Below are 26,386 nucleotides of genomic sequence, written 5' to 3'. Positions count from 1 at the left end.
CCGGATACTCTGCGGCTGCTGGATCACCACTCGCATCGTTGCCTCCGATCACCGGACGACCCGAGCTGCCGCCCTACTGGACGGTTACCCCTGGCCACCGGTTCCCATGTCCTCTGTGACAGCCCTCACCATACATGGCGGAATTCTGGAAACAAACTCCGCGTTCGTTATCTGAATGCGGGTCGAACCGTGACCCGGAATCAATGTGCAGGTCAGAACGCCGGGTAGGACTTCTCACGAATTTCCGGGACCCCCGGGCCGTCGCGGCAGGAACCACTTGGCCGCGTCCGGCCGCTGGCACAGGTAGATCGCGCCACCGGCCAGTACCGCCTGCACGATCGTCGCGGCGCCGCCGAGCAGCGGCACGACACCGTCGACCATCCCGATGGAGAACAGGGCGGCCACGCCCGTGATCACCAGCCACACCCCGGCAAACGTCAGCAGCGTCCGCGCCCACAATTTGCCCTTGCCCAGCTGGTGAACCACCAGCACACCCAGCGCCGCGACCGCCAGCCCCAGGATCACGCCCAGGACGGCGCCCAGTGTCACCAGCAGATCGGTCATCGCCGGGGTGAGCTGGGGATCGGTGGACTGCACCCGCTCCCGCAGCTCGGCACTGAACCGATCCCGGTTCGCCAGCGTATCGGCCAGTGAGACGAACAAGCGCCCCACGCCCAAACCGATGACACCCCACCACAATTGCCGCGCGGTCACGATATCCGCGGGCATACTCACGATAGCCAGCGTGCTGCCTCCGTCGCCCAATAGGTGAGCACGATATCCGCGCCCGCACGGCGGATACCGGTCAGCGACTCCAGGATCGCCGCGTCCCGGTCGATCCAGCCGCGCTCGGCCGCCGCCGTGATCATCGAATACTCACCCGAGATCTGATACGCCGCCACCGGAACCGGCGACCGGTCGGCAACCTCACGCAGGATGTCCAGGTACGACATCGCCGGTTTGACCATCACGATATCGGCGCCCTGTTCGAGATCCAGGTCGAGTTCGCGAATCGACTCCCGCCGGTTGGCCGCGTCCTGCTGATAGGTCCGCCGGTCGCCCTGCAGTGAGGACGACACCGCCTCCCGGAACGGCCCGTAGAAGGCCGACGCGTATTTGGCGGCATAGGCGAGGATCGCGGTATCGGTCCGGCCCGCCTCGTCGAGAGCCTCCCGGATCGCCCCCACCTGACCGTCCATCATCCCGCTCGTCCCGAGCAGATCCGCGCCGGCCTCGGCCTGGGCCAAGGCCATCTCCACATACCGATCCAGAGTGGCGTCGTTGTCGACCGCGCCCGCCGGATCCAGCACCCCGCAGTGCCCGTGGTCGGTGAATTCGTCGAGACAGGTATCCGCCATCACCACGGTCGCGTCCCCCACCTCGGCGGCCAGCGCCCGCAACCCGCGATTGAGAATCCCGTCCGGATCGGTGGCCCCACTACCCACCGCGTCCTTGTCCTCGGCCCGGGGCACCCCGAACAACATCAGCCCGCCCACTCCGGCCTCGACCGCCTCCACAGCGGCCTTGCGCAGCGATTCCAGCGAATGCTGGAACACACCGGGCATGGACCCGATCTCCCGGGGTTCGGACAATCCATCCGCGACGAACATCGGCAACACCAGATGCCGCGGCTCCAGACCGGTTTCCGCCACCAGCCGCCGCAGCGCAGGCGTACGCCGCAACCGCCGCGGCCGCTCCACTCCGCTCATAAGGCTCATTCTGCCCTGTGCCCGCGACGCGTCCCCTTCGGCATCGAAGACCGACTCATTCGGGCGCCCCACCCCCGAATCCCGGAATCCCCGAACCCAGCCGACCCCGAAAAGGGTTCGGCCCGCGTCTGCTGTCGGCCCTCGAAGCGCATGCGGCGCAGCCGCGAGTCTCGAGGGCCGACAGCAGACGCAAAAGAGGGCCGAACCTCGAGCAGCAGAGCTGCTCCAAAATTACAGCACCCTCGAGCAGCGGAGCTGCTCCATGTGACAGCTACCTACTGCGGCGGCTCTTCTTGCGCGGCGGCGGCAGCAGGCCCTCCGCCCGCAACCGGGCGGCGTGCTCGGCCAGCGCCTCCACCAGCGGACCCACCTGGGCGACCTCCGGCTGCACATCCACCCGCAGCCCGAACTCGACCGCCGTCTCCGCCGTCTTCGGCCCGATGCAGGCCACAATCGTGCGGGCGTGCGGTTTGCCGGCGATACCCACCAGGTTCCGGACCGTCGAGCTCGAGGTGAACAGCACCGCGTCGAAACCGCCGGTTTTGATCATCTCGCGGGTTTCGGCGGGCGGCGGGGAAGCGCGGACCGTGCGGTAGGCCGTGACATCGTCGATTTCCCAGCCGCGTTCGCGCAGGCCCTCGGCGAGGGTCTCGGTGGCGATATCCGCGCGCGGCAGCAGCACCCGGTTGACCGGGTCGAAGACGTCGTCGTACGGCGGGAAGTCGGCGAGCAGGCCGATCGAGGACTGTTCCCCGCTGGGCAGCAGTTCCGGGTTGATCCCGAAGGAGCGCACCTTCTCGGCGGTGGCCTCGCCGACGCAGGCGATCTTCACACCGGAGAAGGCCCGCGCGTCCAGGCCGAATTCGGCGAATTTCTCCCAGACCGCGCGTACGGCGTTGGTCGAGGTGAACACCACCCACTGGTAGCGGCCGTCGACCAGGCCCTTGACCGCGCGTTCCATCTGCGCGGGGCTGCGCGGCGGTTCGACCGCGATGGTCGGCACTTCCTTGGGAATGGCGCCGTGGGTGACCAGGCGCTCGCTCATCTCTCCGGCCTGGTCCTTGGTGCGCGGCACCAGCACGGTCCAGCCGTAGAGGGCGCGTGATTCCCACCACGACATCTTGGAGCGCTGCGCGACGGCTTTGCCGATGGTCACCACCAGGGGACCGACCAGTTCGGAGGCGGCGCTGTTCAGCGTGGCCAAAGTGGCCTCGATGGTGCGCTGCTGGCGGGTGGTGCCGCGGACGGTGACCGCGACCGGGGTCTGCGGCGCCATACCGTGCTCGACCAGCGCGCTCGCGGTCTCGGCCAGATGCCCCGAGGTGGCGTGCAGCACCAGCGGGCCGGGGGCGGCGGCCAGCGCGGGCCAGTCCACCTCGCCGCGCACATCGGCCTCGGTATGCCCGGACCCCAGCGCGATACCGGCGTAGCTGGGCACCGCGGACCCGGACGGCAGCCCGGGTAGCACCTCGAAGACGATATGCGAACGGGTGACGGTGGTGACCTCGGCGATCACCGCGTCGGTGGTCAGCGGGTCGCCGGAGACCACCCGCACCACATCGTGGCCGGCCTTGGCCTCGGCGATCAGCGTTTTGGCGACCTCCGCGGGATCACCCAGCGCGGGCCGCACGTCCACCGGACGATCGCCCTCGGCATCGGGTTCGACCTGGGTGCCGATCAGGGCGAGCACCCCGGCGTCCACGTCGGGGTCGGTGAACGCGAGGGTTGCCCGGCACAGCACTTCGCGGGATCGGGTGGTCAGCAAAGCCGGGTCCCCCGGGCCCGACCCGACGAACAGGATCCGCCCCGGATGCTTCTTGCTGGCTCGACTCATCGGTTGTTCTCCATGGGACTGGGTTCGGTGAAGTCCGTAGCGGTGCTCCCGGCGGTCGCGTTCCCCGATTCGGGGGTGCCGGGTTCGGCGGCGAGTAACTCGCGCGCGCCCAACTCCAGCAGTTCGCGGGCCAGTGCGATGCCGAGTTCGGCGGCGTCGGCCGGTGCACCCACCGCCGAGGCCCTTATCACGTCGGAACCGTCGAGCGCGGCCGCACAGCCGCGTAAGGACAGCTCCTCGACGATGCGCCCGTCGTCGTCCAACGATTCGACGATTTCGGCGATCGCTCCGACGGGCGCAGTGCAGCCCGCCTCGAGTTCGGCGAGCAGTGCTCTTTCCGCGAGCACCGCGGTTCTGGTGGCGGCGTCGTCCAAGGCGGCGAGCAGCCCGATCAGTTCGGTCTCCCCGGCGCGGCATTCCACCGCAAGCGCGCCCTGCGCGGGTGCGGGCAGCATCTGCACCGGTTCCATCGCCTCGGTCACCGCGTCGAGCCGGCCGATCCGGGCCAGCCCGGCCCGGGCGACCACCACGGCGTCGAGTTCGCCCTCGGCGACCTTGCGCAGCCGGGTGTCGAGATTGCCGCGCAGCGGGCGGATATCGAGCCCCAGCCCGAGCGCACGCAGTTGCGCGGACCGGCGCGGCGCGGAGGTCCCGACCACCGCGCCCGGCGGTAACTCCCCGAGCACCATTCCGTCGCGCGCCACCAGGGCGTCGCGCGGATCCTGGCGCACCGGTACGGCGGCGAGCACGAAACGCTCGTCGGCCGCGGTGGGCAGATCCTTGTAGGAGTGGACGGCGATATCGATGGTCCCGGCGGCCAGTTCGGCGCGCAACGCACTGGTGAACACGCCGACGCCGATATCTTCGACCGGGTCGCCGGACAGATCGCCCGGGGTTTCGACGAATACGAGCTCGGCGGGCTGGCCGGCCGCGATCAACGCGTCCCGCACATCACCGGCCTGGGTGCGCGCGAGCAGGCTGGCCCGGGTGCCGATCCGCCAGGCCGGCCGGCCGCCGGTCCCCGCACCCGGTGCGGCGCCTTCGCCCTGCAGGATTGTCATGTCGACTGCTCCTGTTCGTCGTCGTGGCCGCCGGGAGTGAAATCGTCGGCCAGGGCGATGTCGCCGTCCAGGCCCATCCAGCCGACGCCGTTGTGCTCGGCGCGGCTGATCTCCATCGGCGCGGCCACGGCCTGCGCCGAACCGGGCTTGAGTTCGAACAGTTCGCGCAACGCCTCGGCGTAGCTGTCGCCACCGGGAGTGGTCGCCAGCTGCTTGACCCGCACCGTCGGCGCGTGCAGCAGCTTGTCCACCACCCGGCGCACGGTGCGCGCCACCTCGTCGCGGGCCGGATCGGCCAGGCCGGGCAGTCTCGAATCCAGCCGGAGCAGTTCGGCTTCGACCACCTCGGCGGCGCGCTGGCGCAGCGCCGCGACGGTCGGGGTGACTTCGGCCATCCGCTGGCCGGCGAGGTATTTGGCGAGTTCGTCGGCGACGATCGAGCGCGCGGCGGCCGTATCGTCGGCCGCGGCGCCGGCCGCGGGGTCACGCTGCAGGGTCTCGATATCGATGACGGTGACACCGGGTAGCCCGGCCACCGCGTGATCGACGTCGCGGGGCAGGCCCAGATCGCAGAACACCAGGGGCCGTTCCGCGCCACCGGCGCGCTCGGTGAGCGCGTTGTGCGCGTCGGCCAGGGTGACCACCGCGCCCACCGCGCCGGTGCATGTGATCACCACGTCGGCGGCGGCCATGGCCTCGGTGAGCCGGGACAGTTCGTAGGCGTCGGCGGCGACTCCGTGTGTCTCGGCGGTCGCCGCGAGCCGCTGGGCGCGTTCGATGGTGCGGTTGACCACCAGAATCCGGCCGATACCGGCCCGGGACAGATGCGCGACCGACAGCCCGCCCATGGCGCCGGCGCCGATCACGGCGGCGGTCCGGCCCGCCAGCGGGCCGAGGACGGTGGTGGCACGGTCCAGCGCCACCGACACCACCGACGCGCCGGCCCGGTCGATCCCGGTCTCCGAATGCACCCGCTTCCCGACGCGCAGCGCCTGCTGCGACAGTTCGTGCAGGGTGCGTCCGACGGCCTGCTGGGCATCGGCGGTGGTGTAGGCGCTGCGGATCTGGCTCAGGACCTGCTGTTCGCCGACCACCATCGAGTCGAGCCCGCTGGCGACGGCGAACAGATGCTCGGCGGCGGCCTCGCTGTACCGGACGTAGGCGTGCCGGGTCAGTTCGGGCATCGGCAGACCGGAATGCTCGGTGAGCAGCTGGCCGACATCGGCCAGGCCACCGTGGAAGGCGTCGACCACCGCGTAGATCTCCACCCGGTTGCAGGTGGACACGATCATGGCTTCGGAGATATGGCTAGAGGCCAGCATGCGGTCGATCAGTTTGGGCCGATCGGCATCGGTGATCGCCACCTTCTCCAGCATCGCGACGGGCGCGCTGCGATGGGAGATTCCGACGAGAAGAACGCTCATGGTGTGACCACCGATCCCTTGCTGGTTGGCTCCGTTGCCGTATGCGAGGTCGTCTGGGCGGCCTGCGCCGCGCAATGGGACAGCCCGGCGGGGCCCGGCGTCGGATGCGCAGGCACCCGGCGGGCGATCCGGCCGGAGCCGTTCAAGGGATGAGCGGCGGGCACGCCACCGCTCGGTACAACACCGCCGGCGGCGGAATCATTCGCCGCGGCGGTGGCGTCGTCCGCCACATCCTCGGCGCTCGCGGCGGCGATATTCTCGCCGCTCCCGGCGGCCGTTTTTTCCGCGGCGCCGCCGTTCGGGCCGGCCGGCTCGTCGGAGTCGGCGTTGCGGACCCGGTCGAAGGACAGCATCTGCATTTCCACCGCGAGGTCCACGCGCCGCATCTCCACCCCCGGCGGCACGGTGAGCGGGCACAACGCGAAACTCAGAATCGATCCGACCCCCGCGGCGACCAGTTCGTCGCAGACCTGCTGGGCGCTGTCGTCGGGTACCGCGATCACGGCGATGGTCGGGCGCAGTGCCGCGATCCCGTCCGCCAGCCCGGCGACATCGCGCACCCGCAGTCCCTCGACCTCGCGGCCGATCACCTCGGGGTCGTCGTCGAAGATCCCGACCACCGCGAACCCGCGCCGCCGGAACCCGCGGTAACCCACCAGCGCGCGCCCGAGATTGCCGGCGCCGACCAGTACGACCCGGTGGCCGCCGGACAGTCCGAGGACATCCTCGATCCGCGCCCGCAACCGCGCGACGTCGTAGCCGACGCCGCGAACGCCGTTGGGGCCCAGGAAAGAAAGATCCTTGCGCAGTTTCGCGGAATTGACACCCGCCGCGACAGCCAGTTCCTCACTGGATACGATGGCCACAGCGTCATCGGCGAGTAGGGCGAGCACCCGGAGATAGGTGGCCAGCCGGCCCACCGTAGCCTGGGGAATGTCCTTCTGGAGGGTCCGGGTGGTGACGTGGGGAGCATCGCCGGAGACGCCGCGCGTCTCATGGTGCTCTGTCACGTCCTCGGCTCCTCGTCCGGACCGAACAGGCCCGGGTGGTCGGCGACCTCCGCCGGGGTCCATGCGCCGATGACGGGGTCGGATATCGGGTTGATTCACGTGCTACCGGCGGCCGGATACTCGCCCCGGCCTGCGGTTCGCGTGCCACCACCGTAACTGCTTGTGAACCCATGCACAAAGTCGGTGAAATTCGCCTCATTTTGTGTCGCGGCCCGAGCTTGTACGATTCCGCGCCGGAATCACGTCACCGCGGGCGGGCGAGGTCGGTCCGCAATCGGCTCTCGTCGACATCGAAATAGCTGTGCTCGCGGCCGTCGAGCAGGACCACCGGGAGCCGGTCGCCGAATTCCGCCCGCAACCCCGGGTCGGTCGCCGCCGCGACGTCCACATCCCGCGTCCCCGGCTCGATCCCGAATTCGGCGCAGATCACCCGCAACTGATCCAGCGCCCGGTCGCACATTCCGCAGCCGGCGCGGGTCAGCAGGGTCACCTCATGGGTGGTGGAGTGGCTCATGACCGATATTCAACCCGCCCCGCCGGGACGCCCGCACCACTGCAGTGCGTCCCGGCGGGCGCGTCCGGTTAGTGTGGACGTGATTCGCGCGAACAGGCGGAGGTACTGGTGCCGGAACGATCGAAGGTGGGGAAAACCGGATTCATCGCGGGCCGGTTCGGGGAACTTCCGGTCCGGTGGAATCTGGGTCCGCTCGGGCAGGGCCTGTCCGAGCAGCTCGCGCGTATCTCGCGCAGCCCGTTCGGGCCGAGCGAGGAAGAGGTCCGCGCCAATGTCGCCGGCGAGGCCAGTGCCGACGCCGCGCTGGCCCTGCAGGACGCCGAGCGGGCCGGTGGTATCGGCACGGCCCGGCCGGAGGTCCCCCGCGATCTCACCGCGGCCGCCTTCTTCGACGTCGACAACACGATGGTGCAGGGCGCCTCGATCGTGCATTTCGCCCGGGGATTGGCCGCCCGTAAATACTTTCGGAGTTCCGATCTGGTGGATATCGCCTGGAAACAGGTGAAGTTCCGGGTCACCGGTAAAGAGAACAGCACCGATATGGCCTCCGGTAAAGAGAAGGCCCTGGAATTCATCGCCGGCCGCTCCACCGCCGAACTCGCGGCTCTCGGCGAGGAGATCTACGACGAGATCATCGCCGACAAGATCTGGCCCGGCACCCGGGCGCTGGCGCAGATGCATCTGGATGCCGGTCAACAGGTCTGGCTGGTCACCGCCACCCCGGTCGAGCTGGCGCAGGTGATCGCCAAACGGCTCGGCCTCACCGGCGCGCTCGGCACGGTCGCCGAAAGCGTCGACGGTGAGTTCACCGGCCGGCTGGTCGGCGATATCCTGCACGGCCTGGGCAAAGCCCACGCGGTCCGCGCCCTGGCCATTCGCGAGGGTCTCAACCTCAAACGCTGCACCGCCTACTCCGACAGTCACAACGATGTCCCCATGCTGTCGCTCACCGGTACGGCGGTCGCGATCAATCCCGATTCGGATCTGCGCGAGGTCGCCAAGGCGCGCGGCTGGGAGATCCGCGATTTCCGCACCGGCCGCAAAGCCGCCAAGATCGGCGTCCCCACCGCCCTGGCCCTGGGCGCGGCCGGTGGCGCGGTGGCCGCCGCCGTGACCCGCCGCCGTGGGGGCAGTCACTTCTGACGATCCGGGATGTTCCGGGGTCACTGCCTTAATCTCGACGCGTACGGATACGAAGCTCGTCCGGTCAGGCCGATATCGAGGAGCGTCGATGGGTCCGATTTCCGTTTCGCGTCGCTGGCCCGTCGCGGCGGCCGCGGTGCTTCTGACGGTCGCCGCGGGTGGATTCACCGCTTCCGCCGCGCCGGCGGACGAACGGCCCAATGTGGTGCTGATCCTGGCCGACGATCTGGACGCCGCCACCACGCCGGTCTGGCAGGCGATGCCCCGGACCGCCGCGCTGATCCGCGACCGCGGAATGGAGTTCACCGACGGTTTCGCCCCGATGCCGATCTGTTGCGCCGCCCGGGCTTCCATCCTGACCGGCGAATACGGCCACAACACCGGGGTCCTCACCAATTCCGGGCCGGTGGGCGGTTTCGAAACCTTCCGCGCCAACGGGAACGAGTCGCATACGGTGGCGACGGCGCTGCACGATGCGGGATACCGCACGGGAATGGCCGGGAAATACCTCAACGGCCTCGAGGACGACCCCGGCCATATCCCGCCGGGCTGGGACGACTGGAACGCCGGCGTCGACAACTTCCTGTACTCCGGCTACAACTACACGCTCAACGAAAACGGTTCCTTCGTGAAATACGGTCTCGCGCCGGCCGATTACGAAACCGATGTCGTCGGCGCGAAATCCCGGAAATTCATCACCGACTCCGCCGCGTCCGGGCAGCCGTTCTTCTGGCTGGCGTCCTCGACCTCACCGCATTTCCCGATCCCGCCCGCGCCCCGGCATATTCCCGAGACCCGGCCGACCGCCTCGCCCCGCTCGCCCAACTATCAAGAACCCGACGTTTCGGATAAACCGTCCTGGCTGATCGATACCGCCGGCGCGCGGGCCGCGACGATCGCCGCGACCAACGACGCCGATTACACCAATCGGCTCGGGGCGCTGAAATCACTCGACGAAATGGTGGCGGGCATCGTCGAAACCCTCGCGCGCACCGGCGAACTCGACAACACCTACCTGGTGTTCACCTCCGACAACGGCTACAGCCTGGGCGCGCATCGCCTCACCCAGAAGATGGCGCCCTACGAGGAGTCCATGCGGGTACCGCTGGCGATCGCCGGCCCCACGGTCCCCACCGGACGCAGCGACGCCATGGCCCTGTCGATCGACCTCGCCCCCACCATCCTCGACTGGGCCGGAATCGGTGTCCCCGATCGGATGGACGGCCGCTCCCTCACCGGAGCCCTGGCCGGGGACGCCACCTGGCGCACCGACTTCCTCGCCGAATACGGCGGTCCCGGCGACGACGGGCGCGCCGGTATCGCGCAGGAACAGGTGCCCGGAACCGACACGCCCCTGATCTACACACTCGATATGCCGTCCTGGAGCGGCGTCCGCAACCAGCGCTACCTCTACGTGCGCTGGTACGAACGCGAACGCCCGCTCGACGCCCGCGAATACGAGCTCTACGACCTACAGGCAGACCCCTACCAACTCACGAACCTCATCAAAACCCCCGAGGGCCGCGCCGCCCACGCCGAGGTGGCCGGCGACCTCGACGACCGGCTCACCGAATTACTCACCTGCACCGGCCACAGCTGCCGCTGACCGGCGCAGATGGGCTTGCCGCTACCCCATGAAGGTGTTGCGGCGTTTGATGAGGAGTTTGTAGAGGGTCTGCTGGATGGTTTCGCGGACCTGGTCGGTGACCTCGAACATGAGCATCGGGTCGTCGGCGTCCTCGGCCACATAGTCGGTGGTACTGATCGGGGTGCCGAATTCGATGTACCACTTCGAGGGCAGCGGGATCGCACCCAGCGGGCCCAGATGCGGGAAGGTGGGGGTCACCGGGAAGTACGGCAGGCCGAGCAGCCGGGCCAGCGGCTTGATATCGGCGAGCTTCGGGTAGATCTCCTCGGATCCCACGATCGAGCACGGGATGATCGGTACTCCGGCCTTGACGGCGGCGGCCACGAACCCGCCGCGCCCGAACCGCTGCAGTTTGTAGCGGTCCGCGTATTTCTTGCCGACCCCTTTGAAGCCTTCCGGGAACACGCCGGTGAGTTCGCCCGAGCGCAGCAGGCGCTCGGCGTCGGGGCGGCAGGCCAGGGTGTGACCGGCCTTGCGGGCGAGGGCGCCCAGCATGGGCACCTCGAAGACCAGATCGGCGGCGAGCAGGCGCAGCGCGCGCTGTTTGGGATGGCTGTCGTGCACCGCCAGCTGGAGCATCAATCCGTCGAGGGGGACGGTGCCGGCGTGGTTGGCCACGATCAGCGCGCCACCGGCCTCCGGGATGTTCTCCATCCCGTTGACCTGGACCCGGAACCAGTTGTCCGCGAGCGGGCGCAGAGCGGGGAGCAGGACCGATTCGAGGAGATGCTCGTCGAATCCGAACTCGTCGACCTGGTAGTCGCCGGTGAGCCGGCGGCGGGCGAATTCGGCGGTCCGGCCGATCTGCTTTCCGACGGCGTCACGTACGAGATCGGCCGTCGAACGCGGCGCGGGCGGCACCGGCGGACTGAGACGGTCGGTCAGCGAAGTCACCGAGCGGTCCACGGGACCGGCCCAGTTCCGGGCCGCGGGTCGTTGCCGCGGCGCGGTGGCGAGATCTTGCAGCCGAATGACTTTGGCAACGTCGTTCATGTATGTGCTCCCGTACCGGCCCCGAGAAGGCCGAGCAGTTTGTTTTCTGCGGCGTCGATCCACGCTGGATCGACTACGGGCCGCAACGCTGCGCCCCCGGTGAAGTCGTCGAACGCCTGTACCGTCGTCCAGCGCGGCTCGAATCCGAGTTCGGCGCGCATTCGCGTCGTGTCCAGACCACAACCGAAAAGGAAATAATCGAGCTGTTCGGAGCTGAAGTCACGCATAACCGGACCCATCAGGGACCGGCCGACGGTGCGGAACACAGACCACGGTACCGGTACCGCGACCCTTCCGGCACGACGCACCGCTTGGGAAAGCGAGAGCGCGCCGTCGCCGGCGACATTGTAGGTACCACCCGGACCGGACCGGGTGGCGTGGACGAGGGCTGCGACCGCATCCTCTTCGTGCAGGAACTGCATCCGTGCGTCCCGTCCGAGCACTGTGGGAGTGACCGGCGAACGCAACAGTTGCGCGGCGCGGCCACCGAGGCCGGGCCCCACGATCGGCGCGAGGCGCAATGTTATGGCATTGATATCCGGACGGCGCCGGGCCAGGCCGCGCGCGAAGCCTTCGATCTCGATCAGATCGCGCGCGAACCATCCGCCCGGTGCCCTCCGAGCGCTCATTTCCTCGGTGAACTTCGCTGGATCCTTGGCACTGCCCCCGTATACCCCGGAAGTCGATCGCAACACCACCCGGTGCACGGTCGGTGATTTCTGGCAGACCGCGAACAGCTGCATCGCGCCCAGGACGTTCATATCCTTCATCGCGGCCCGGCCACCGCCCGACGGCGGTTGCGACAGCACCGCGGTGTGCACCACGGTATCGACCTGATAACGCTCGATAACTTTGCGGATCAGTGGATTCCGGATATCGGCGCGCACGAATTCGGCGCGGCCCATACGCCGCCGCAGTGGGGGGCTCGGGGTGAGTACATCGACCGCGATCACGCGTTCGATGCCGGGATCGGAGACCAGCGAGCACACGACATTGCCACCGAAGAAGCGGCTGGCACCGGTCACCAGCACGACTTTCGGCCGGTATTCCCCGTTCGCGTCAGTGTCCATCTGCACCGGACCAATCCACCTCGAGCATCGATCCCCCGCTCATCAGTTCCGAGTACCAGCGTAACGGCCCCAGCCGTGACCCCCGGCTTCTTAACGGGGACCTAACCCCAACTTCAGTTGATCGAAACGAAACGAAAACCCGCCACCGAATGGTAGCGGGTTTCGTGGATTACGACGCGCGAGTTGCGCTTACTTGCCGAGTTTGCGCCGCTGCACGCGGGTACGACGAAGCAGCTTGCGGTGCTTCTTCTTCGACATGCGCTTGCGGCGCTTCTTGATCACAGAACCCATAGGGTGTCCTCGCGTTCTCTCCTCGGCGCGTGCACGCGCTCGCTTACGTCAACTGTCCGGTCGTATGCCCGGTTGCTTGGTGGCCGAAAACTCCCAGCCCACCCGGGGCGGACCCTCGGCCCTGCGGACGGCGGCTCCGCGCGACCACGACAGGGCCGCGGCGAACCGCCGATCCAACACAGCGAGGGTTGATGTTACCGGCCCGCCGGACGGTGCCGGTAACCGCCTTCACCCGGCATCGAAATAGGACGTCTCCAGATAATCGTGCACCGCCTTGGCATGCACCCGGAACGATCTTCCGACGCGTACCGCCGGTAACTCGCCGGAGTGCACCAGCCGGTACACCGTCATCTTGGAAACTCTCATCAAATTCGCCACCTCGGCGACGGTGAGGAATTGCGTACCACCGCCGAGTATTGATTGTCCTGGCGAAGAACCACCGCCGCTGTTAGCGGACATCTTGTTCGAAGACATCATCGCACCACTGACCTCCGGCACGTCCGCGCCGCCGGCTTCCCCACCGGCGGAACAGACACGCACGTGCTCCTTGAAGCTTAGCGGGACCAGTGGGATTACTGCGACGGGAGTGAGAAATCAGGTTCATACGCTGGGGGTCGGCCGGTCATTCCGCCGACGCTCCCTGTTCCGCCGAACGCTGCTTGGCCGCGTGCAGCGCCTCCAGGAACGCCGACCGCAGGCCCGCCCGCTCCAGTTCGCGCACCGCCGCGGCGGTGGTACCCGCCGGTGAGGTGACCGCGGCCCGCAGATCGACCGCGCTCTGCCCCGACTCGGCCAGCATGGCGGCCGAACCCAGCATGGTCTGGTTGACCAGCTGCGCGGCGATATCCCGGGTCAGCCCGAGTCCCACCCCCGCCTCGACCATGGCCTCCACCACCAGGAAGAAATACGCCGGACCCGACCCCGACACCGCCGTCACCGCGTCCATCTGCGCCTCCGGGACCACACACACCTGGCCCACGGTGCTCAGCAGCTCGGTCACCAGGTCCAGCTGCTCGGGTTTGGCGTAGCGGCCCGCCGCCAGCACACTCATCCCCGCGCCGACCAGCATCGGGGTATTCGGCATCACCCGGACCACCGGGAAACCGGCGGGTAGTTTGCCCTCCAGCCGGGCAGTCGGCACACCCGCCGCCAGCGACACCAGGATCTGATCCCGGTCGCCGCCCAGATCCGCCTTCCCGAGTTCGGTGAGCACCGCGTCCACGTCGCCCGGCTTCACCGCCACCACGAGCAGATCCGCTCCCACCGCGGCATCGTCGACGGAATCGGTGACCCGGACCCCCAGCCGCTGCGCCAGCAGCTCGGCCCGGTCGGTATGCGTCTCGACCACCACCAGATCCTTGACGGGACGCCCGGCCTCGAGCAGGCCGGCAATCAAAGCCTCACCGATCCGGCCACCGCCGATCACTGCAATACGTGTCATAGGGCTATCTTCGGCCCCGACCACGGATGCGGCCGACCGGGGGTGCCTAACGCTTGGGTGAGGGAAGCAACGCCAGCTGACGGCTCTGCGCGACCAGCGCCCCGGTGGAGTCCACCACGATCTGATCCGAATCGAACATCCCGCCGCCGACCTCATGGGTGGTGGCGATGATGCGCAGCCAGCCCGGGGCGGGGCGGCGGCGCAGGTAGGTGGTCATCTGAACGGTCGGGGACCAGCCGAAGTACCCGAGGTTGGTCGGGACGGGCGGGCACATATCGGCGGCCATCATGGCGATATAGGACGCGATCTCGGGGTCGGCCTGGTCGGCGGGACGCGGCCGCAGCCACATGCGCAGGCGGGGTTCGCCGTGTTCGCCGTCGATGAAGCGGGCCCATTCACGGTCCAGGAAGGCGTCCATACCGCGGGCCACGTGCACGATACGGCCCATCGACGAGCCGGGTTCGTAACCGATGGCGTCGGCGGGGGGTTCGACCGGGAGATCGGTGTGCTCGGGTGAATAGAGCGGCGGCCGGTCCGGTCCGTCGAGGTGGCCGAAGGTGAAGGCGGTGCGCACCAGCGGGCGGCCGCGCTGGATCAGCATCACGTCCACCAGGCAGATCTGCCGGCCGACCTTGCGGATGGTGACCTCGTAGGAGACCTCACCGGGTTCCGGGGCGCCGAGGAAGTCGGTGCTGCCGGACAGGGGGGCCATCGCGGCGCGGTCGGGTTCCACGGTGCGCAGCCAGCGGGTCGCGGCGGCGGCGGAGCCGGCGACCATGGTGCCGCCGTGCACCTTGGGTCCGATGGTCCAGATGTTGTCGATGACGCCGCGATAGCGGCCCGCGCCCGGTTCGTCGGCGGCGAGCTCGGTCAGGGCGCATACCCGGCGGAACGGTGCGTCGGGGTGCACCAGGTCGATATCGGCGCTCAGCTCCGTCTCCGTCGTCATCGGTACTCCTCCTCCTCGGCCCCGTGTCCGTCACCGCGGGTTCGATACTGCCGGTCCATATTGGTACACAGGTGCCTCAACGGCTCATTCGGGTGCCTCGCGTACGCGTGCCACTGTAGGTGCCCGCGGGCCGCGGGCCGCGGACGATCACCGGGACTCGATCGGGCTGTGATCGGGCGGCGAGGTGACCGCGGGATTCAGATGGGTGCGGGCGAAGGTGAGCGTTTTCTCCAGCATCGCCGACCGGGCCGCGGTGGTGCGGGCCTCCTGGGTGTTGATCTCGGCCACCGCGTGCCCGCCGAACCCGGCACGGACCAGCGTTTCGCACACCTGGGCGCAGGGCTGCGTTCCCTCACCCGGGACGAGATGTTCGTCGTGCGCCGCGCCGCGGCCGTCGGCCAGATGCAGATGCACCAGCCCCGGCCCCATCCGTTCGGCCAGCGCCAGCGCATCGGTCCCGGCGGTGGCGGTATGCGACAGATCGAGGGTGTAGTGGCGGAACCCGGTATCGGTCGGGTCGTAGGTGGGGCTGAAGGCGGTCATCGAAAGACCGGGACCGCCGCGGCGTTCCAGGCGGCGGATATCCCCGGCGCCGCGTTTGAACAACCGGTCGGCGCGCATCGGGAACATGTTCTCCACCGCGACGGCGACCGCACCGTCCTGTTCGAGTGCCCGCACCTGTTCGGCGAAACCCTCGGCGTAGCGCCGCTGCCACCGGAACGGCGGATGCACCACCACGGTGTCCGCGCCGAGCGCCTCGGCCGTGCGCACGCTGCGCTCCAATTTGGCCACCGGGTCCGCGCCCCATACGCGCTGGGAGATCAGCAGGCACGGCGCGTGAACCGCCAGCACCGGCACCGAATACTTGCGCGCGTAGCCACGCACGGTGGCGATGCTCTGACTGGCCGGTTCGGCCCACACCATCAATTCGACACCGTCGTAACCGAGTTCGGCCGCGTACCGGAACGCGGCTTCGGTGTTCTGCGGATAGACCGACGCGGTGGACAGTCCCACCTTCACCGCATACGTCCGGCCACCGTCCCGCGCCTCGGCCGCGGGAGATCTGCCTGTCATCGCTGCCTCGCTCAGCCCGTACTGAGTAGAAATGCCAACGGCCCCAGCGTGACGAACACGCCGACGACCACGGCGATCACGGTACTGAAGATATCGTCGGTACGGCGCAGGATCCGCACCAGGGCGACGAGTCCGAGGATCACGACCACCGCGAGCGCCAGCGCCGCCAGCGGCTGCATCTCCCACAACTGCTCGAAACCCTTGAACAGCACCATCCCCACCAGGGCCGCGCCGACGCTCTGGACACCGAGCATGATCCACTGTTTGCGCGGGTCGACGGGGGCGTCGCCGTCCTCGGCACGCTCACGGCCCGCGAGCCGTTCGCGGGCGCCCGCGAATTTCCCGGTGGCGACTCCGAGCCTGCCGGTCAGCGCGGCGCGGCCGCGGGCGAGCCGGGATTCGGCCTCCTCGGCGTCGTCCCGGTCGTCGTACAGATCGGGTTCCGATGCGAAATCCGCGTCGAAATCGCCTGTTTCGGGACCCCGGTCGCGCGGCATGGGCCCGGGCACCGGCGGCATCGGGCCGTGCACATCGGTGGCGTACATATCGGTGGCGAAGCTGCCGGAATCCTCGAATCCGGGTGCGAAATCCCCCGGCCCGCCCGGATCCGGGAACCCGGGGGCCGGGTGTCCCTCGTGCCCACCCGGACCGAAGCCGGGACGGTGCCACGACTCTTCCAACGGGGGCGCGTCGACACCCGGCGGACCGAACGGCGGCCGCTGCTCCTGGTCGGCGCGCGGCCACATCACCGTCGCCTGCTCGGCCGCCGCCACCTCGGGCCGGGGTTGTCCGTCGGGCCACGGCGCCGGTTCCGGCACCGGATTCGTACCCCGCCGGCGGCGCTCCAGTTTGGGACGGCCGTCCAGGCCCGGGCCGGGTTCCGGCGGCTGCCAGGTCTCGGCCGGCGCCGCCCCCGGCGGGCCAAGCCGGGGCGGCCCGGCTTCGAAACCGGGCGCACGGTCCGGCCAGGACGGCCCAGGATCCGGGCGGCCGAAATCCGGCTGCGCGGCGGGCGGCCCGAAATCCGGAGCCCCGAAATCCGGGGCGAAGCCGCCGAAATCCCCCGGCCTGCCGTAGTCCGCGGGAGCCTCGGGAGCGGTCTGCCGGGCCACTTCGGCGGCGGCTTCCGCCGCGGCCGCGGCCTCGGCGGCCTCGGCGGCGCGCCGGCGGGCGGCCCGGCCACCGCCGGGCGTGGGCGGACCGGTCTCCCAGGACCGATTCGCGCCGTCGCCGTCGAATTCGTCGTCCGATTCGGCCCGGCGCCGGCGCCGTCCGGCGGGGCGGGTGTCCTCGGCCGCCGGTGCGGGCTGCGGGTCCGGCCAGGCACCCGCGGCCGGGTCGCCCAGCCGGGCCGGCGCGTCACCGGCGCCCGCATCCGGCCCGTACGGCGCGAGCGGGTTGTAGACGCTGATCGGGCCGGACATCGGAGAGTAGTTCGGATCCGGCGCGGACTGCGGGAGCTGTTCGCCCGCATAACCATCCGGCGCGTAGCCGTCGGCCGCGGGCTGTCCGGGGTCGTACCCCGCGGGCGGATCGTCGGTATCCGGCGCCGCGTGCGAGGACGTGCCGTTCTCGACGACCGGCAGGTCACCGCTCAGCTCGTCGACCGAGACTCCCCGCCCGCCACGCCTTCTGCGCCCACCGCCGGCGGCCGGCTGCTGACCGTTGCGGGCCAGAAGTTCGGCCACCGACAGCTGATTCGAGTTCCTGCTCATGAAGGCACCGTTTCGATCGGTCCCGCCGACGCGCTGCCGGGCGAGGCACCGTTACCGGACGCGTTCGCCGGAGCGTTCGTTGTCAGAGGTCCACCATCCATATCGGTATCCAGTTTGCGCAGAATCAGGCCTTCGCGCAGCGCCCACGGACAAATTTCCAGCGTATCGAGGGAAAGCGCGCGCATGGCCGCTTCCGCGACCAGCGCCCCGGCGACCAGCTGCTGGGACCGGTCGGCGCTGACTCCCTCGAGTTCGGCGCGATCGGCGGCGGTCATCCGGGAGATGAAGGCGATCAGCTGCCGCAGTCCCGAACCGGTCAGGGTCCGGCGCACCCGCGGCCCGGCACCGGACGGCGCCGCACCCGTCAGCCTGGCCAGCGATCGGAAGGTTTTGGACGTGCCAACGGCCAGATCGGGCTTTCCGGCGTCGCCGAGCTGCTTGGCGGGATCGACGAGTTCGGCGGTGAGCCAGTCGCGCAGGATGGCGATACGCCGCTTACTCGGCGGATCCTCCGGCAGCCATTTACGGGTGAGACGGCCGGCGCCCAGCTGCAGGGAGAGCGCCACATCGGGTTCTTCGTCCACCCCGCTGCTCACCTCGAGCGAACCACCGCCGATATCCAGGTTGATGATCCGGCCGGCGCTCCAGCCGTACCAGCGGCGCACGGCCAGGAAGGTGAGACGGGCCTCGTCCGCGCCGGCGAGCACCCGCAGATCCACCCCCGTCTCGGTGCGCACCCGCTCCAGCACCTCGTCGGAGTTGGTGGCCTCACGGACGGCCGAGGTCGCGAACGCCATCAGTTCGGCGCATCCGGAGGTCGCGGCCAGGCCGGCGAAATCGGCCACCGTGTCCACCAGTTTCTGCGCGCCTTCGGGGGTGATCCGCCCGGCGTCGTCCATGCTCTCGGAGAGTCGTAACGACTCCTTCGTCGAGCTCATCGGCATGGGATGGCCACCCCGATGCGCGTCCACCACCAGCAGGTGGACGGTGTTGCTTCCGACATCGAGGACACCTAGACGCACACGGACACGTTACTTGGTGAACCTGAACGCCGAACGACCCGGTTGTGGTGTTAGCGTTGAGGGTTGTGACGTCTGGCGCAGCCACGAACGACTCAGTCCCCGCTCCGACCGACCTTCCGATGCCGAAGATGCGGCCCAGCCGGGAAGTACCACTCGACTTCCCCCGCGAGTGGCTCGAGTTCGTCGACCCCGCGGACGACGAACACCTCGTCACCGCGGATCTCACCTGGCTGACCTCCTATTGGACCTGCGTCTTCGGGACTCCCGCCTGCCAGGGCATCCTGGCCGACCAGCCCGATTCCGGCTGCTGCACCCACGGCGCCTTCCTCTCCGACGACGACGACCGCAAACGCCTGCGCAAGGCCGTCAAGCTGCTCACGCCCCAGGAATGGCAGCTGATGGACGAGGCCCGCGACGAGAACGGCAAGATCACCCGGAAGACGTATCTGGAAACCGACGAACTCGACGGCGATCCCGCCGAGCGCACCCGCCGGGTCGACGGCGCGTGCATATTCCTGAACCGGCCGGATTTTCCGGGTGGCGCCGGGTGCGCGTTGCACATCATGGCCGGACACCGGGGCGTCGAGCCGCATACGGTCAAACCCGACGTCTGCTGGCAACTGCCGATCCGCCGCACCCAGGAGTGGGTGGACCGGCCCGACGGTGTGCGGATCCTGCGGACCGTGATCACCGAGTACGATCGCCGCGGCTGGGGCCCGGGCGGGGTGGACCTGGACTGGTACTGCTCCGGCTCCCCGGACGCCCATATCGGCGAACGTCCGGTCTGGCAGGCCTACCGCGCCGAACTGATCGAACTCCTGGGCAAACCCGCCTATGGCGAGCTCGAACGGCAGTTGCGCCGCCGCGAAGGCATCCCGCCGGTCGCGGAGCATCCCGCGACCACCCGCGCCCGGCGGTCGGCCCGGGCGCGCCAACAGGGAAACCCGCGGATGCCGGATAGAATTCTGGGACTCGAGCTGCGATAACAGGAGCGGAGCATGCTGCGGAGCCCCTGGATGAGATGGCCGGCCGGTTTCGCGGCGGCCCTGTTCGCTCTCGGCGCCGCCGGCGTCTCGACCGGTGCTGTCGCCGACGCCCGGCCCGCCGCCGACCCCCGTCAGTACTCCGACCGCACCGCCTGGTTCGTCCCGCTCGGCCATCCCGACGCGCAGACAGCCGCGGCGACCGGCAAGAAGCTGGTCCTCAGCCCCTACGGCGCCCGGCGCAGTATCGTCTGCCGCGGTGACGGCGAATCGATACCGCTCTACGACTGCGCCCAGGAGGACGGTCTCGGTCTCGGGTGGGCGCCGCTGCATCGCACCGACACCCCGGTCGGGGAGGTCTGGATCTACTTCCCCTGACCGCTCCCGGCTCAGGCCTCCAGTTTGTAGCCCAGCCCCCGGACGGTGACCAGGTGTTCCGGACGGGCCGGATCGGACTCGATCTTGGATCGCAGCCGTTTCACATGCACATCGAGGGTTTTGGTATCGCCCACGTAGTCGGCGCCCCAGACCCGGTCGATCAGCTGTCCGCGGGTGAGCACCCGGCCGGAGTTGCGCAGCAGGTATTCGAGCAGGTCGAACTCCTTCAGCGGCAGTGTCACGGGTTTGCCGTTGACCAGGACCGTATGCCGGTCCACGTCCATGCGCACCGGCCCCGCCTCCAGGACGCCGTTCTCACTGCCGGAATCCAGTTCGTCGCCGGCGCCGCGGCGCAGCACCGCCCGGATCCGGGCGATGAGTTCCCGGGCCGAATACGGCTTGGTGACGTAATCGTCGGCGCCCAGTTCCAGGCCGACCACCTTGTCGATCTCGCTGTCGCGGGCGGTGACCATGATCACCGGGACCCCGCTGCGGGTGCGCAGCTGTTTACAGACGTCGGTGCCGCTCATCCCGGGCAGCATCAGGTCCAGCAGCACGATATCGGCGCCGGACCGGTCGAACTCGGCGAGCGCGGAGGGCCCGTCCCCCACCACCGTGACCTCGAAACCTTCCTTGCGCAGCAGGAAGGCAAGCGGATCGGCCAGCGACTCCTCATCCTCGACGATCAACACACTCGTCATCTGCGTGCCTCCACACCATTCGTTCGGCCCGGTCCCGAGGGGCGCGGGCTGGTTTCTCTTTTAGTCAGCACGGGCGGATCGGCATTACTGCCGTCGGCCTCCTGATGCGCGGGTATGCGCAGGGTGAATGTCGAGCCGGTGCCGAGTTTGCTCCACAGCGTGATCTCACCGTTGTGGTTGGCGGCCACGTGCTTCACGATAGCCAGGCCCAGTCCGGTACCGCCGGTGGCGCGGGAGCGCGCCTTGTCCGAGCGGAAGAATCGTTCGAACACGCGTTCCTGATCGTCCTTGGCGATACCGATCCCGCGATCGGTGACCGCCATCGCGACGTAGGTTCCGCGCACCGACCGGCTCACCGAGACGTGGGAGCCGCGGGGCGAGTAGGCGATGGCGTTCTCGACCAGGTTCGACAGCGCGGTGATCAGCAGTGTTTCGTCGCCGAGCACTTCGAGCCCGCTGGGCCGGTCGGTGCTGACCGTGATCCCGGCGACCTCGGCGGCGGTCCGGGACCGGTCCACCGCCTGATTGACGACCGTGTCCACATCCACGACCTCGAGTTCCGGCAGTTTCTCCGCGCCCTGCAGCCGTGACAGCGCGATCAGCTCGGTGACCATCTTCCCGAGACGGCTGGACTCGGCGAGCACCCGCTGACCGAAGTGCCGGACCGCTTCCGGATCGTCGGCGGTCTCCAGTAGCGCCTCGGCCAGCAGACTCATCGCACCGACCGGGGTTTTGAGCTCGTGGCTGACATTGGCGACGAAATCGCGCCGCGTCGCCTCCATCCGGGCCTGTTCGGAATCGTCGTCGGCGAACAGCACCGTGAAACTGGTCTCCTCCGGCGACAGCGGCCGTGCCAGCCCCCGGACCGCGATCCGGCCCCGCCCCGGCGTGGGTTTGTCGGCGGTGAGATCGAACTCCGATGATTCGCCGCTGGCCAGCACTTTCTCCACCGCGGCCCAGGCCCGTTCGTCGAGCAGCCGGTCGCGCACCAGTCCCAGTTCCTCGGCCCGCGGGTTCACCAGGACCACATCGCGGTATTCGTCCACCACCGCGATACCGCTCTCCGACGCCAGCACGATCAGGTCGAGGACCTGTGACATGGTGAGACCGGAATCGGCCTGCCGCCGCTGCGCGGTGCGCGCGTTCACATAGGGGATGAGAAGTCCACCGACGGCCAGTCCGACGACAGCCGCCAGGACTGCCAGCAAAACGGCCTGGGGAACGCTCACATCAAGAATCGTACGGTCGACTACAGGTAAACAAACCCGGGGTCGGTGAAGTTTCACGCAGGTCACGGGCGATTATTGCGGCGTTCGCCGGGCGTTTACTCATTGTTCGGCACCCGATCGTTCCGGCGGCGGTCCGGGCGTGTTCGGCCCCGGAACGCGACGCGACCCCGTTGTGTCTGGGACACAACGGGGTTCGTCTCGGCGGCGGCTACCCGCGCGCGCTCACCAACCAGGATTACCGCGCACCGGCAGATTGACGAAACTCGGCAGGTTCGGGTCGAGCTGCACATGCTGAGGTTTCAGCCCGGTATCGAGGATCATCGGCAGGGGCGGTACACCCTTGGGCGGATTGCCCGCGTAGACGTCCACCCGCAACCGGTGACCCGGCTCCAGCCGCGCCTCGATCGCGGGGACCGCGATATCGAGTGTGGTGACCTCGCCGGGCACCGTGAGCTTCCGGTTCTCGATCGAGGTGTAGGGGCGGGGGTCGGTGTAGTCACCGTTGGCCGACCGGCTGCTCAGCGAATCGTCGATCTCCCGCAGCGAGGCCGTCAGCTGCCCCGACGACAGCACCCGCGACTGCCCGTCGGGCGCCACATCGTTGACCGTGACCGACCAGTAGCCGTCGGCCGCGTCCTGCACGGTCTGCAATCGCACGGCGATCGGGCCGGAGACGTCCACCGCCGCGGCCACCGGCGCGCTGGTGAAGGTGAGCCCGTTGGATTCCTGGATCCGGGAATCCGCACCGCAGGCGTTGATGACCGCGATGATCCCGGCGGTGGCCTGGCCGGCGTCGTTGGAGCAGATCCCGGTGAGTCCCGGCGCGACCGTCAACCGCGCGGAACTGTCGGCGCTCGTTCCCAGCGAACCGTCGTGCACGCTGTGCCCGCCGGTCCCGCTGGGCGCGGCGGACAGATACATCCGCCGGTACTCGGCCGCCTGATCGGGTGGGGCGCTCTCGCCGAACCCGTCCCGGGTCACCCAGCCCCCGCCCTGCTGCCGCAGGGTGACCGGGCCGTATCCGTCGATCCCGTTGTCGATCCCCTTGAGCCATTTGTCGAACCAGGCGCGCTGCAGCACGTCCAGACGCGGCGGCAAACCCGGTTTCCCCGATTCGCTGCCCGAGTTGATGTGATAGGTATCGCCCATGAGCAGCTGCTTCTGCCCGGCGGGCAGCGGCATCTGGTTGTAGATCTGCGACTCCGAGTAGGTGAACAGATCGTGCCAGCCGCCGGTGACGAAGGTCGGCACCTCCACCTTCGACGGATCGCCGAGCCAGGCCTGCCGGTCGGGGCTGCTGCCGCGGATCATCTCCTGCAACCGCGGATCCAGGTCCTCCACCCGCGGCGTGGTGTAGGCGTCGAGGAACACGTCCAGGTAGGTGAACGGCGAGGACAGCCGATCGTGCAGCCACCGCTGATCGAAGGTCCCGCTGACCATCGACTGCACATCCGGCACCCATTTGGTCGCGTTGATCAGCGACATCCACAGCGGGATGAAATTGAATCCGAAACCGCCCCCGGGCATGAGCACGTCCTGGGTGAGGTCGCTGCCGGGCACCACCGGGAACAGGGCCTTCAGAGCGGGCGGATGCTGTTCGGCCGCCTGCAACTGGTTGATGCCGGAATACGACATCCCCGTCATCCCCACCTGACCGTCCGACCACGGCTGCCGCGACGCCCAGTCGATCACCTCCACGGTGTCCCGCTGTTCGCGCTGCCGCAACATATCCCAGACGCCCTGCGAGAACCCGGTCCCGCGGACATCCACCACGACCTGCACGTAGCCGCTCTTCACCAGTTGCCGGTCCACGGCGAAGTTGCGCATCGCGCCGCCGCCGAGCGCCTTGGTGAGATCGGTCAGACCGGACAGCGGGGTCCCGGTCATATCGATATCGCGGGACAGCTGAGTGACGGCGTCGGAGATACCCGGTACCGAACCCATATGGTCGACCAGGTTCGACGCCAGTTTGGTGTAGGGCGTCATATTCACCAGCACCGGAGTGTGGGTGTCGATGGGCCGCGACGCGGCATCGGCGGGGCGGTAGACATTGGCCTTCAGCACCGTGCCGTCGCTCATGGTGATCGGCACATCCCAGGTGATGTGGATGTTCGGATACTGCTGCGGCCCGTCGTGGGTGGCCGCCCACTGCGCGCCGGCCGCTCCGCCGTCGGGGCCGGCGGCCACCGGGGCCGCGACCGCACTGCTGCCCAGTATCGGCGCCAGCAGCACCGCGGCGGCCATTGCCACTGTGGCTCGGAGCATAATTCTCATCGGCCGTGATCCATCTCTCGGACTGGTCGGACGATCGAGAGCTTACACAGTGTTACCAACGAGTAACGAGAAATCGGCGGCCGTAAAGGACTGCGGCGCCGGAGCGTACGAACTACCGGCCGCCCTGGTTCGCGACCGCGGCCGCACCGGCGGCGGCGGCCTCCGGGTCAAGGTATTCGCGCGGGCGGACCGGGCGCAGATCGTCGTCCAGTTCGTAGCGCAGCGGAATGCCGGTCGGGATATTCAATCCGGCGATATCGTCGTCGGAAATTCCGTCGAGGTGTTTCACCAGCGCCCGCAGCGAATTACCGTGTGCCGCCACCAGGACGGTCTTTCCGGTCAGCAGTTCACGCGAGATCGTCGACTCCCAGTAGGGCACCATCCGGTTGACCACGTCGAGCAGGCATTCGGTACGCGGGACCTCGATTTCCGCGTAGCGCGGATCGCCTTCCTGGCTGTACTCGTCGGCCGGGTCGATCGGCGGGGGCGGGGTGTCGTAGCTGCGGCGCCACAGCATGAACTGGTCCTCGCCGTACTCGTCGCGGATCTGGGCCTTGTTCTTTCCCTGCAGCGCCCCGTAGTGCCGCTCGTTGAGCCGCCAGTCCCGGACCACCGGGATCCAGTGCCGGTCGGCGGCGTCCAGTGCGATATTCGCCGTCATGATGGCGCGGCGCAGCAGCGAGGTGTAGACCACATCGGGCAGGATGCCGTGCTCGGCCAGCAGTTCGCCCGCCCGTTTCCCCTCGGCGACGCCCTTGTCGGTGAGATGCACGTCCACCCAGCCGGTGAAAAGGTTCAGGGCGTTCCATTCGCTCTCGCCGTGGCGCAGCAAAACGAGGGTGTAGGTCATGCCGGTCATCCTGCCATGGCCACGCGGCCCGTCGTGCGCGTGCCCGGACCGGCCCATCAGGCGACAGCGAACGGGTCGAGCGGCGATCCGGCCAGTACCGCGGCGCCGACGAGGGTGGCTCCGTCGTCGAGACGCGACAGTTCCACCCGCAGACCGCGGAGGAAGGTCAACCCGGCGTGACGGGCCACCGCTTCGCGTAGCGGACGCCACAGCGGATCACCCGAATGCGCGAAACCACCACCGACGACCACGGTGTCCACATCCAGCAGCGCGGCCGCCGAGCAGATCGCCTGCCCGAGCGCGGTCCCGGCTCGCGCCAGCGCGGCGGTCGCGATCGGGTCCCCGGCCCGGGCCGCCGCCGCGAGTTCGGCGCCGGTCTGCCCGGCCCAGCCCTGCGCGCGGGCCCAGCGCGCGGACGACATCCCGCTCGCCACCGCTTCCACACACCCCACCCCACCGCAGGCACACGGCACATCCTGGCCGGGCACCACGATATGACCGATATGCCCGGCATTCCCGGTGCGGCCCAGCGATACCCGTCCGTCGACCAGCACCCCGCCACCGATCCCCGACGAGACGGTCATCGCCAATCCATTGCGCGTCCCCCGCAACGCACCCGACCGGTATTCCGCGAGCGCGAGGCACGCGCCGTCGATGGCGAAACGCACCGCTGCGCCGGGAAAGAGCTCCTCGACCGCCGCCACGATCGGGAATCCACCACGCCACTCCGGGATATTGAGCGGACCCGTCACCCCGCCGGGCGTATCCACCGGACCCGCCGACCCGATCCCCACCGCGGTCACCTCGGCTCCACCGGCGACCTCGAGCAGCAGACGCCGGCATTCCGTCCACACCTCGCGCGCCGGCACCTCCGCCCGGCTCACCGCGTAGACCCCGCCCGCCGGGTCGACCTGCCCCGCGGCGAACTTCGTCGCCCCGATATCCAGCGCCAGAACCGCCACCGACTCCTCCAAGGTTCGCCTGCGTCCCCGATTGTCGCCCACCGACACTCGGCTTCCGGGCAGCAGCACCCCGAGCCTCTCCAAAATATTCCTTGACTTGAATATTCTTTT

Annotated in this window: 25 protein-coding genes; 4 read left to right on the top strand and 21 right to left on the bottom strand. The window is 69.0% G+C overall.

What is annotated here, in order from left to right; translation table 11 throughout:
- Positions 1-234 precede the first annotated feature (234 nt).
- From ACZ6SF_RS11940 to ACZ6SF_RS11910, 7 genes are all read right to left on the bottom strand, one after another.
- Positions 235-729 (bottom strand): hypothetical protein, encoded by a 495-nt coding sequence (locus ACZ6SF_RS11940; RefSeq protein ID WP_466062267.1) that lies wholly within the window; start codon positions 727-729, stop codon positions 235-237.
- 2 nt (positions 730-731) lie between these two features.
- Positions 732-1,709, bottom strand: coding sequence for a porphobilinogen synthase (gene hemB / locus ACZ6SF_RS11935; protein WP_466062052.1), 978 nt, complete (start codon positions 1,707-1,709; stop codon positions 732-734).
- A gap of 271 nt (positions 1,710-1,980) precedes the next feature.
- Positions 1,981-3,543, bottom strand: coding sequence for a bifunctional uroporphyrinogen-III C-methyltransferase/uroporphyrinogen-III synthase (locus ACZ6SF_RS11930; protein ID WP_466062051.1), 1,563 nt, complete (start codon positions 3,541-3,543; stop codon positions 1,981-1,983).
- Positions 3,540-4,604, bottom strand: coding sequence for a hydroxymethylbilane synthase (gene hemC, locus ACZ6SF_RS11925; protein WP_466062050.1), 1,065 nt, complete (start codon positions 4,602-4,604; stop codon positions 3,540-3,542). Before hemC ends, ACZ6SF_RS11930 begins: the two co-directional genes overlap by 4 nt.
- Positions 4,601-6,028: a glutamyl-tRNA reductase gene (locus tag ACZ6SF_RS11920; RefSeq protein WP_466062049.1), complete on the bottom strand. Its 1,428-nt coding sequence runs from the start codon at positions 6,026-6,028 to the stop codon at positions 4,601-4,603. Before ACZ6SF_RS11920 ends, hemC begins: the two co-directional genes overlap by 4 nt.
- Positions 6,025-7,038, bottom strand: a complete 1,014-nt coding sequence (locus tag ACZ6SF_RS11915; RefSeq protein ID WP_466062048.1) for a redox-sensing transcriptional repressor Rex — start codon at positions 7,036-7,038, stop codon at positions 6,025-6,027. Before ACZ6SF_RS11915 ends, ACZ6SF_RS11920 begins: the two co-directional genes overlap by 4 nt.
- A 244-nt stretch (positions 7,039-7,282) precedes the next feature.
- The gene (locus ACZ6SF_RS11910; RefSeq protein ID WP_466062047.1) at positions 7,283-7,552 is read right to left on the bottom strand and encodes a glutaredoxin family protein; all 270 of its coding nucleotides are present in this window, start codon (positions 7,550-7,552) and stop codon (positions 7,283-7,285) included.
- A 183-nt stretch (positions 7,553-7,735) separates the two neighbouring features.
- On the opposite strand from ACZ6SF_RS11910, the gene ACZ6SF_RS11905 reads away from it, so the two are divergent.
- Both ACZ6SF_RS11905 and ACZ6SF_RS11900 read left to right on the top strand, forming a co-directional pair.
- A complete protein-coding gene (locus ACZ6SF_RS11905; protein WP_466062266.1) occupies positions 7,736-8,695 on the top strand; it encodes an HAD family hydrolase in 960 nt (319 codons plus the stop codon).
- 88 nt (positions 8,696-8,783) lie between these two features.
- Entirely contained in the window at positions 8,784-10,301 is a 1,518-nt protein-coding gene (locus ACZ6SF_RS11900) for a sulfatase family protein (RefSeq protein WP_466062046.1), read from the top strand.
- 21 nt (positions 10,302-10,322) lie between these two features.
- Here ACZ6SF_RS11900 and ACZ6SF_RS11895 read toward each other — a convergent pair whose 3' ends face one another.
- The 9 genes from ACZ6SF_RS11895 to ACZ6SF_RS11855 form a co-directional block, all read right to left on the bottom strand.
- Positions 10,323-11,336 carry a lysophospholipid acyltransferase family protein gene (locus ACZ6SF_RS11895; protein ID WP_466062045.1) on the bottom strand — a complete coding sequence of 338 codons (1,014 nt, stop codon included), beginning with the start codon at positions 11,334-11,336 and terminating at the stop codon, positions 10,323-10,325.
- The gene (locus tag ACZ6SF_RS11890) at positions 11,333-12,406 is read right to left on the bottom strand and encodes an NAD-dependent epimerase/dehydratase family protein (protein WP_466062044.1); all 1,074 of its coding nucleotides are present in this window, start codon (positions 12,404-12,406) and stop codon (positions 11,333-11,335) included. The genes ACZ6SF_RS11895 and ACZ6SF_RS11890 overlap by 4 nt, the downstream gene beginning before the upstream one ends.
- A 189-nt stretch (positions 12,407-12,595) precedes the next feature.
- Entirely contained in the window at positions 12,596-12,697 is a 102-nt protein-coding gene (locus ACZ6SF_RS11885; protein ID WP_003402602.1) for a 30S ribosomal protein bS22, read from the bottom strand.
- Between the two features lie 228 nt (positions 12,698-12,925).
- The gene (locus tag ACZ6SF_RS11880; RefSeq protein WP_030525584.1) at positions 12,926-13,174 is read right to left on the bottom strand and encodes a helix-turn-helix domain-containing protein; all 249 of its coding nucleotides are present in this window, start codon (positions 13,172-13,174) and stop codon (positions 12,926-12,928) included.
- A 145-nt stretch (positions 13,175-13,319) separates the two neighbouring features.
- Positions 13,320-14,138, bottom strand: coding sequence for a pyrroline-5-carboxylate reductase (gene proC, locus ACZ6SF_RS11875; protein WP_466062043.1), 819 nt, complete (start codon positions 14,136-14,138; stop codon positions 13,320-13,322).
- 46 nt (positions 14,139-14,184) lie between these two features.
- The gene (locus ACZ6SF_RS11870) at positions 14,185-15,087 is read right to left on the bottom strand and encodes a thioesterase family protein (protein WP_466062042.1); all 903 of its coding nucleotides are present in this window, start codon (positions 15,085-15,087) and stop codon (positions 14,185-14,187) included.
- 147 nt (positions 15,088-15,234) lie between these two features.
- Complete coding sequence (locus ACZ6SF_RS11865) at positions 15,235-16,161, bottom strand: sugar phosphate isomerase/epimerase family protein (RefSeq protein ID WP_466062041.1); 927 nt, start codon at positions 16,159-16,161, stop codon at positions 15,235-15,237.
- Positions 16,162-16,172: 11 nt separating this feature from the next.
- Positions 16,173-17,876 (bottom strand): hypothetical protein, encoded by a 1,704-nt coding sequence (locus ACZ6SF_RS11860; protein ID WP_466062040.1) that lies wholly within the window; start codon positions 17,874-17,876, stop codon positions 16,173-16,175.
- Positions 17,873-18,898: a Ppx/GppA family phosphatase gene (locus tag ACZ6SF_RS11855; protein WP_466062039.1), complete on the bottom strand. Its 1,026-nt coding sequence runs from the start codon at positions 18,896-18,898 to the stop codon at positions 17,873-17,875. The genes ACZ6SF_RS11860 and ACZ6SF_RS11855 overlap by 4 nt, the downstream gene beginning before the upstream one ends.
- Before the next feature lie 119 nt (positions 18,899-19,017).
- Between ACZ6SF_RS11855 and ACZ6SF_RS11850 the strand changes: the two genes are divergently transcribed.
- Positions 19,018-19,884, top strand: coding sequence for a DUF3109 family protein (locus ACZ6SF_RS11850; RefSeq protein WP_466062038.1), 867 nt, complete (start codon positions 19,018-19,020; stop codon positions 19,882-19,884).
- Between the two features lie 12 nt (positions 19,885-19,896).
- Entirely contained in the window at positions 19,897-20,259 is a 363-nt protein-coding gene (locus ACZ6SF_RS11845; protein WP_466062037.1) for a hypothetical protein, read from the top strand.
- 11 nt (positions 20,260-20,270) lie between these two features.
- On the opposite strand, the gene ACZ6SF_RS11840 is transcribed toward ACZ6SF_RS11845, so the two are convergent.
- From ACZ6SF_RS11840 to ACZ6SF_RS11820, 5 genes are all read right to left on the bottom strand, one after another.
- A complete protein-coding gene (locus ACZ6SF_RS11840; protein WP_449999186.1) occupies positions 20,271-20,960 on the bottom strand; it encodes a response regulator in 690 nt (229 codons plus the stop codon).
- Complete coding sequence (locus ACZ6SF_RS11835) at positions 20,957-22,189, bottom strand: sensor histidine kinase (protein WP_466062036.1); 1,233 nt, start codon at positions 22,187-22,189, stop codon at positions 20,957-20,959. Before ACZ6SF_RS11835 ends, ACZ6SF_RS11840 begins: the two co-directional genes overlap by 4 nt.
- A 222-nt stretch (positions 22,190-22,411) precedes the next feature.
- Positions 22,412-24,463 carry a CocE/NonD family hydrolase gene (locus tag ACZ6SF_RS11830; RefSeq protein ID WP_466062035.1) on the bottom strand — a complete coding sequence of 684 codons (2,052 nt, stop codon included), beginning with the start codon at positions 24,461-24,463 and terminating at the stop codon, positions 22,412-22,414.
- A gap of 112 nt (positions 24,464-24,575) precedes the next feature.
- Positions 24,576-25,322 carry a phosphoglyceromutase gene (locus tag ACZ6SF_RS11825; protein WP_466062034.1) on the bottom strand — a complete coding sequence of 249 codons (747 nt, stop codon included), beginning with the start codon at positions 25,320-25,322 and terminating at the stop codon, positions 24,576-24,578.
- 47 nt (positions 25,323-25,369) lie between these two features.
- The gene (locus ACZ6SF_RS11820) at positions 25,370-26,275 is read right to left on the bottom strand and encodes an ROK family protein (protein ID WP_466062033.1); all 906 of its coding nucleotides are present in this window, start codon (positions 26,273-26,275) and stop codon (positions 25,370-25,372) included.
- Positions 26,276-26,386 lie beyond the last annotated feature (111 nt).

It is taken from the genome of Nocardia sp. NPDC049935 (genome assembly GCF_055586645.1).
The sequence above is the reverse complement of the archived record's forward strand: the minus strand, read 5'-3'. Positions and strand labels throughout refer to the sequence as shown.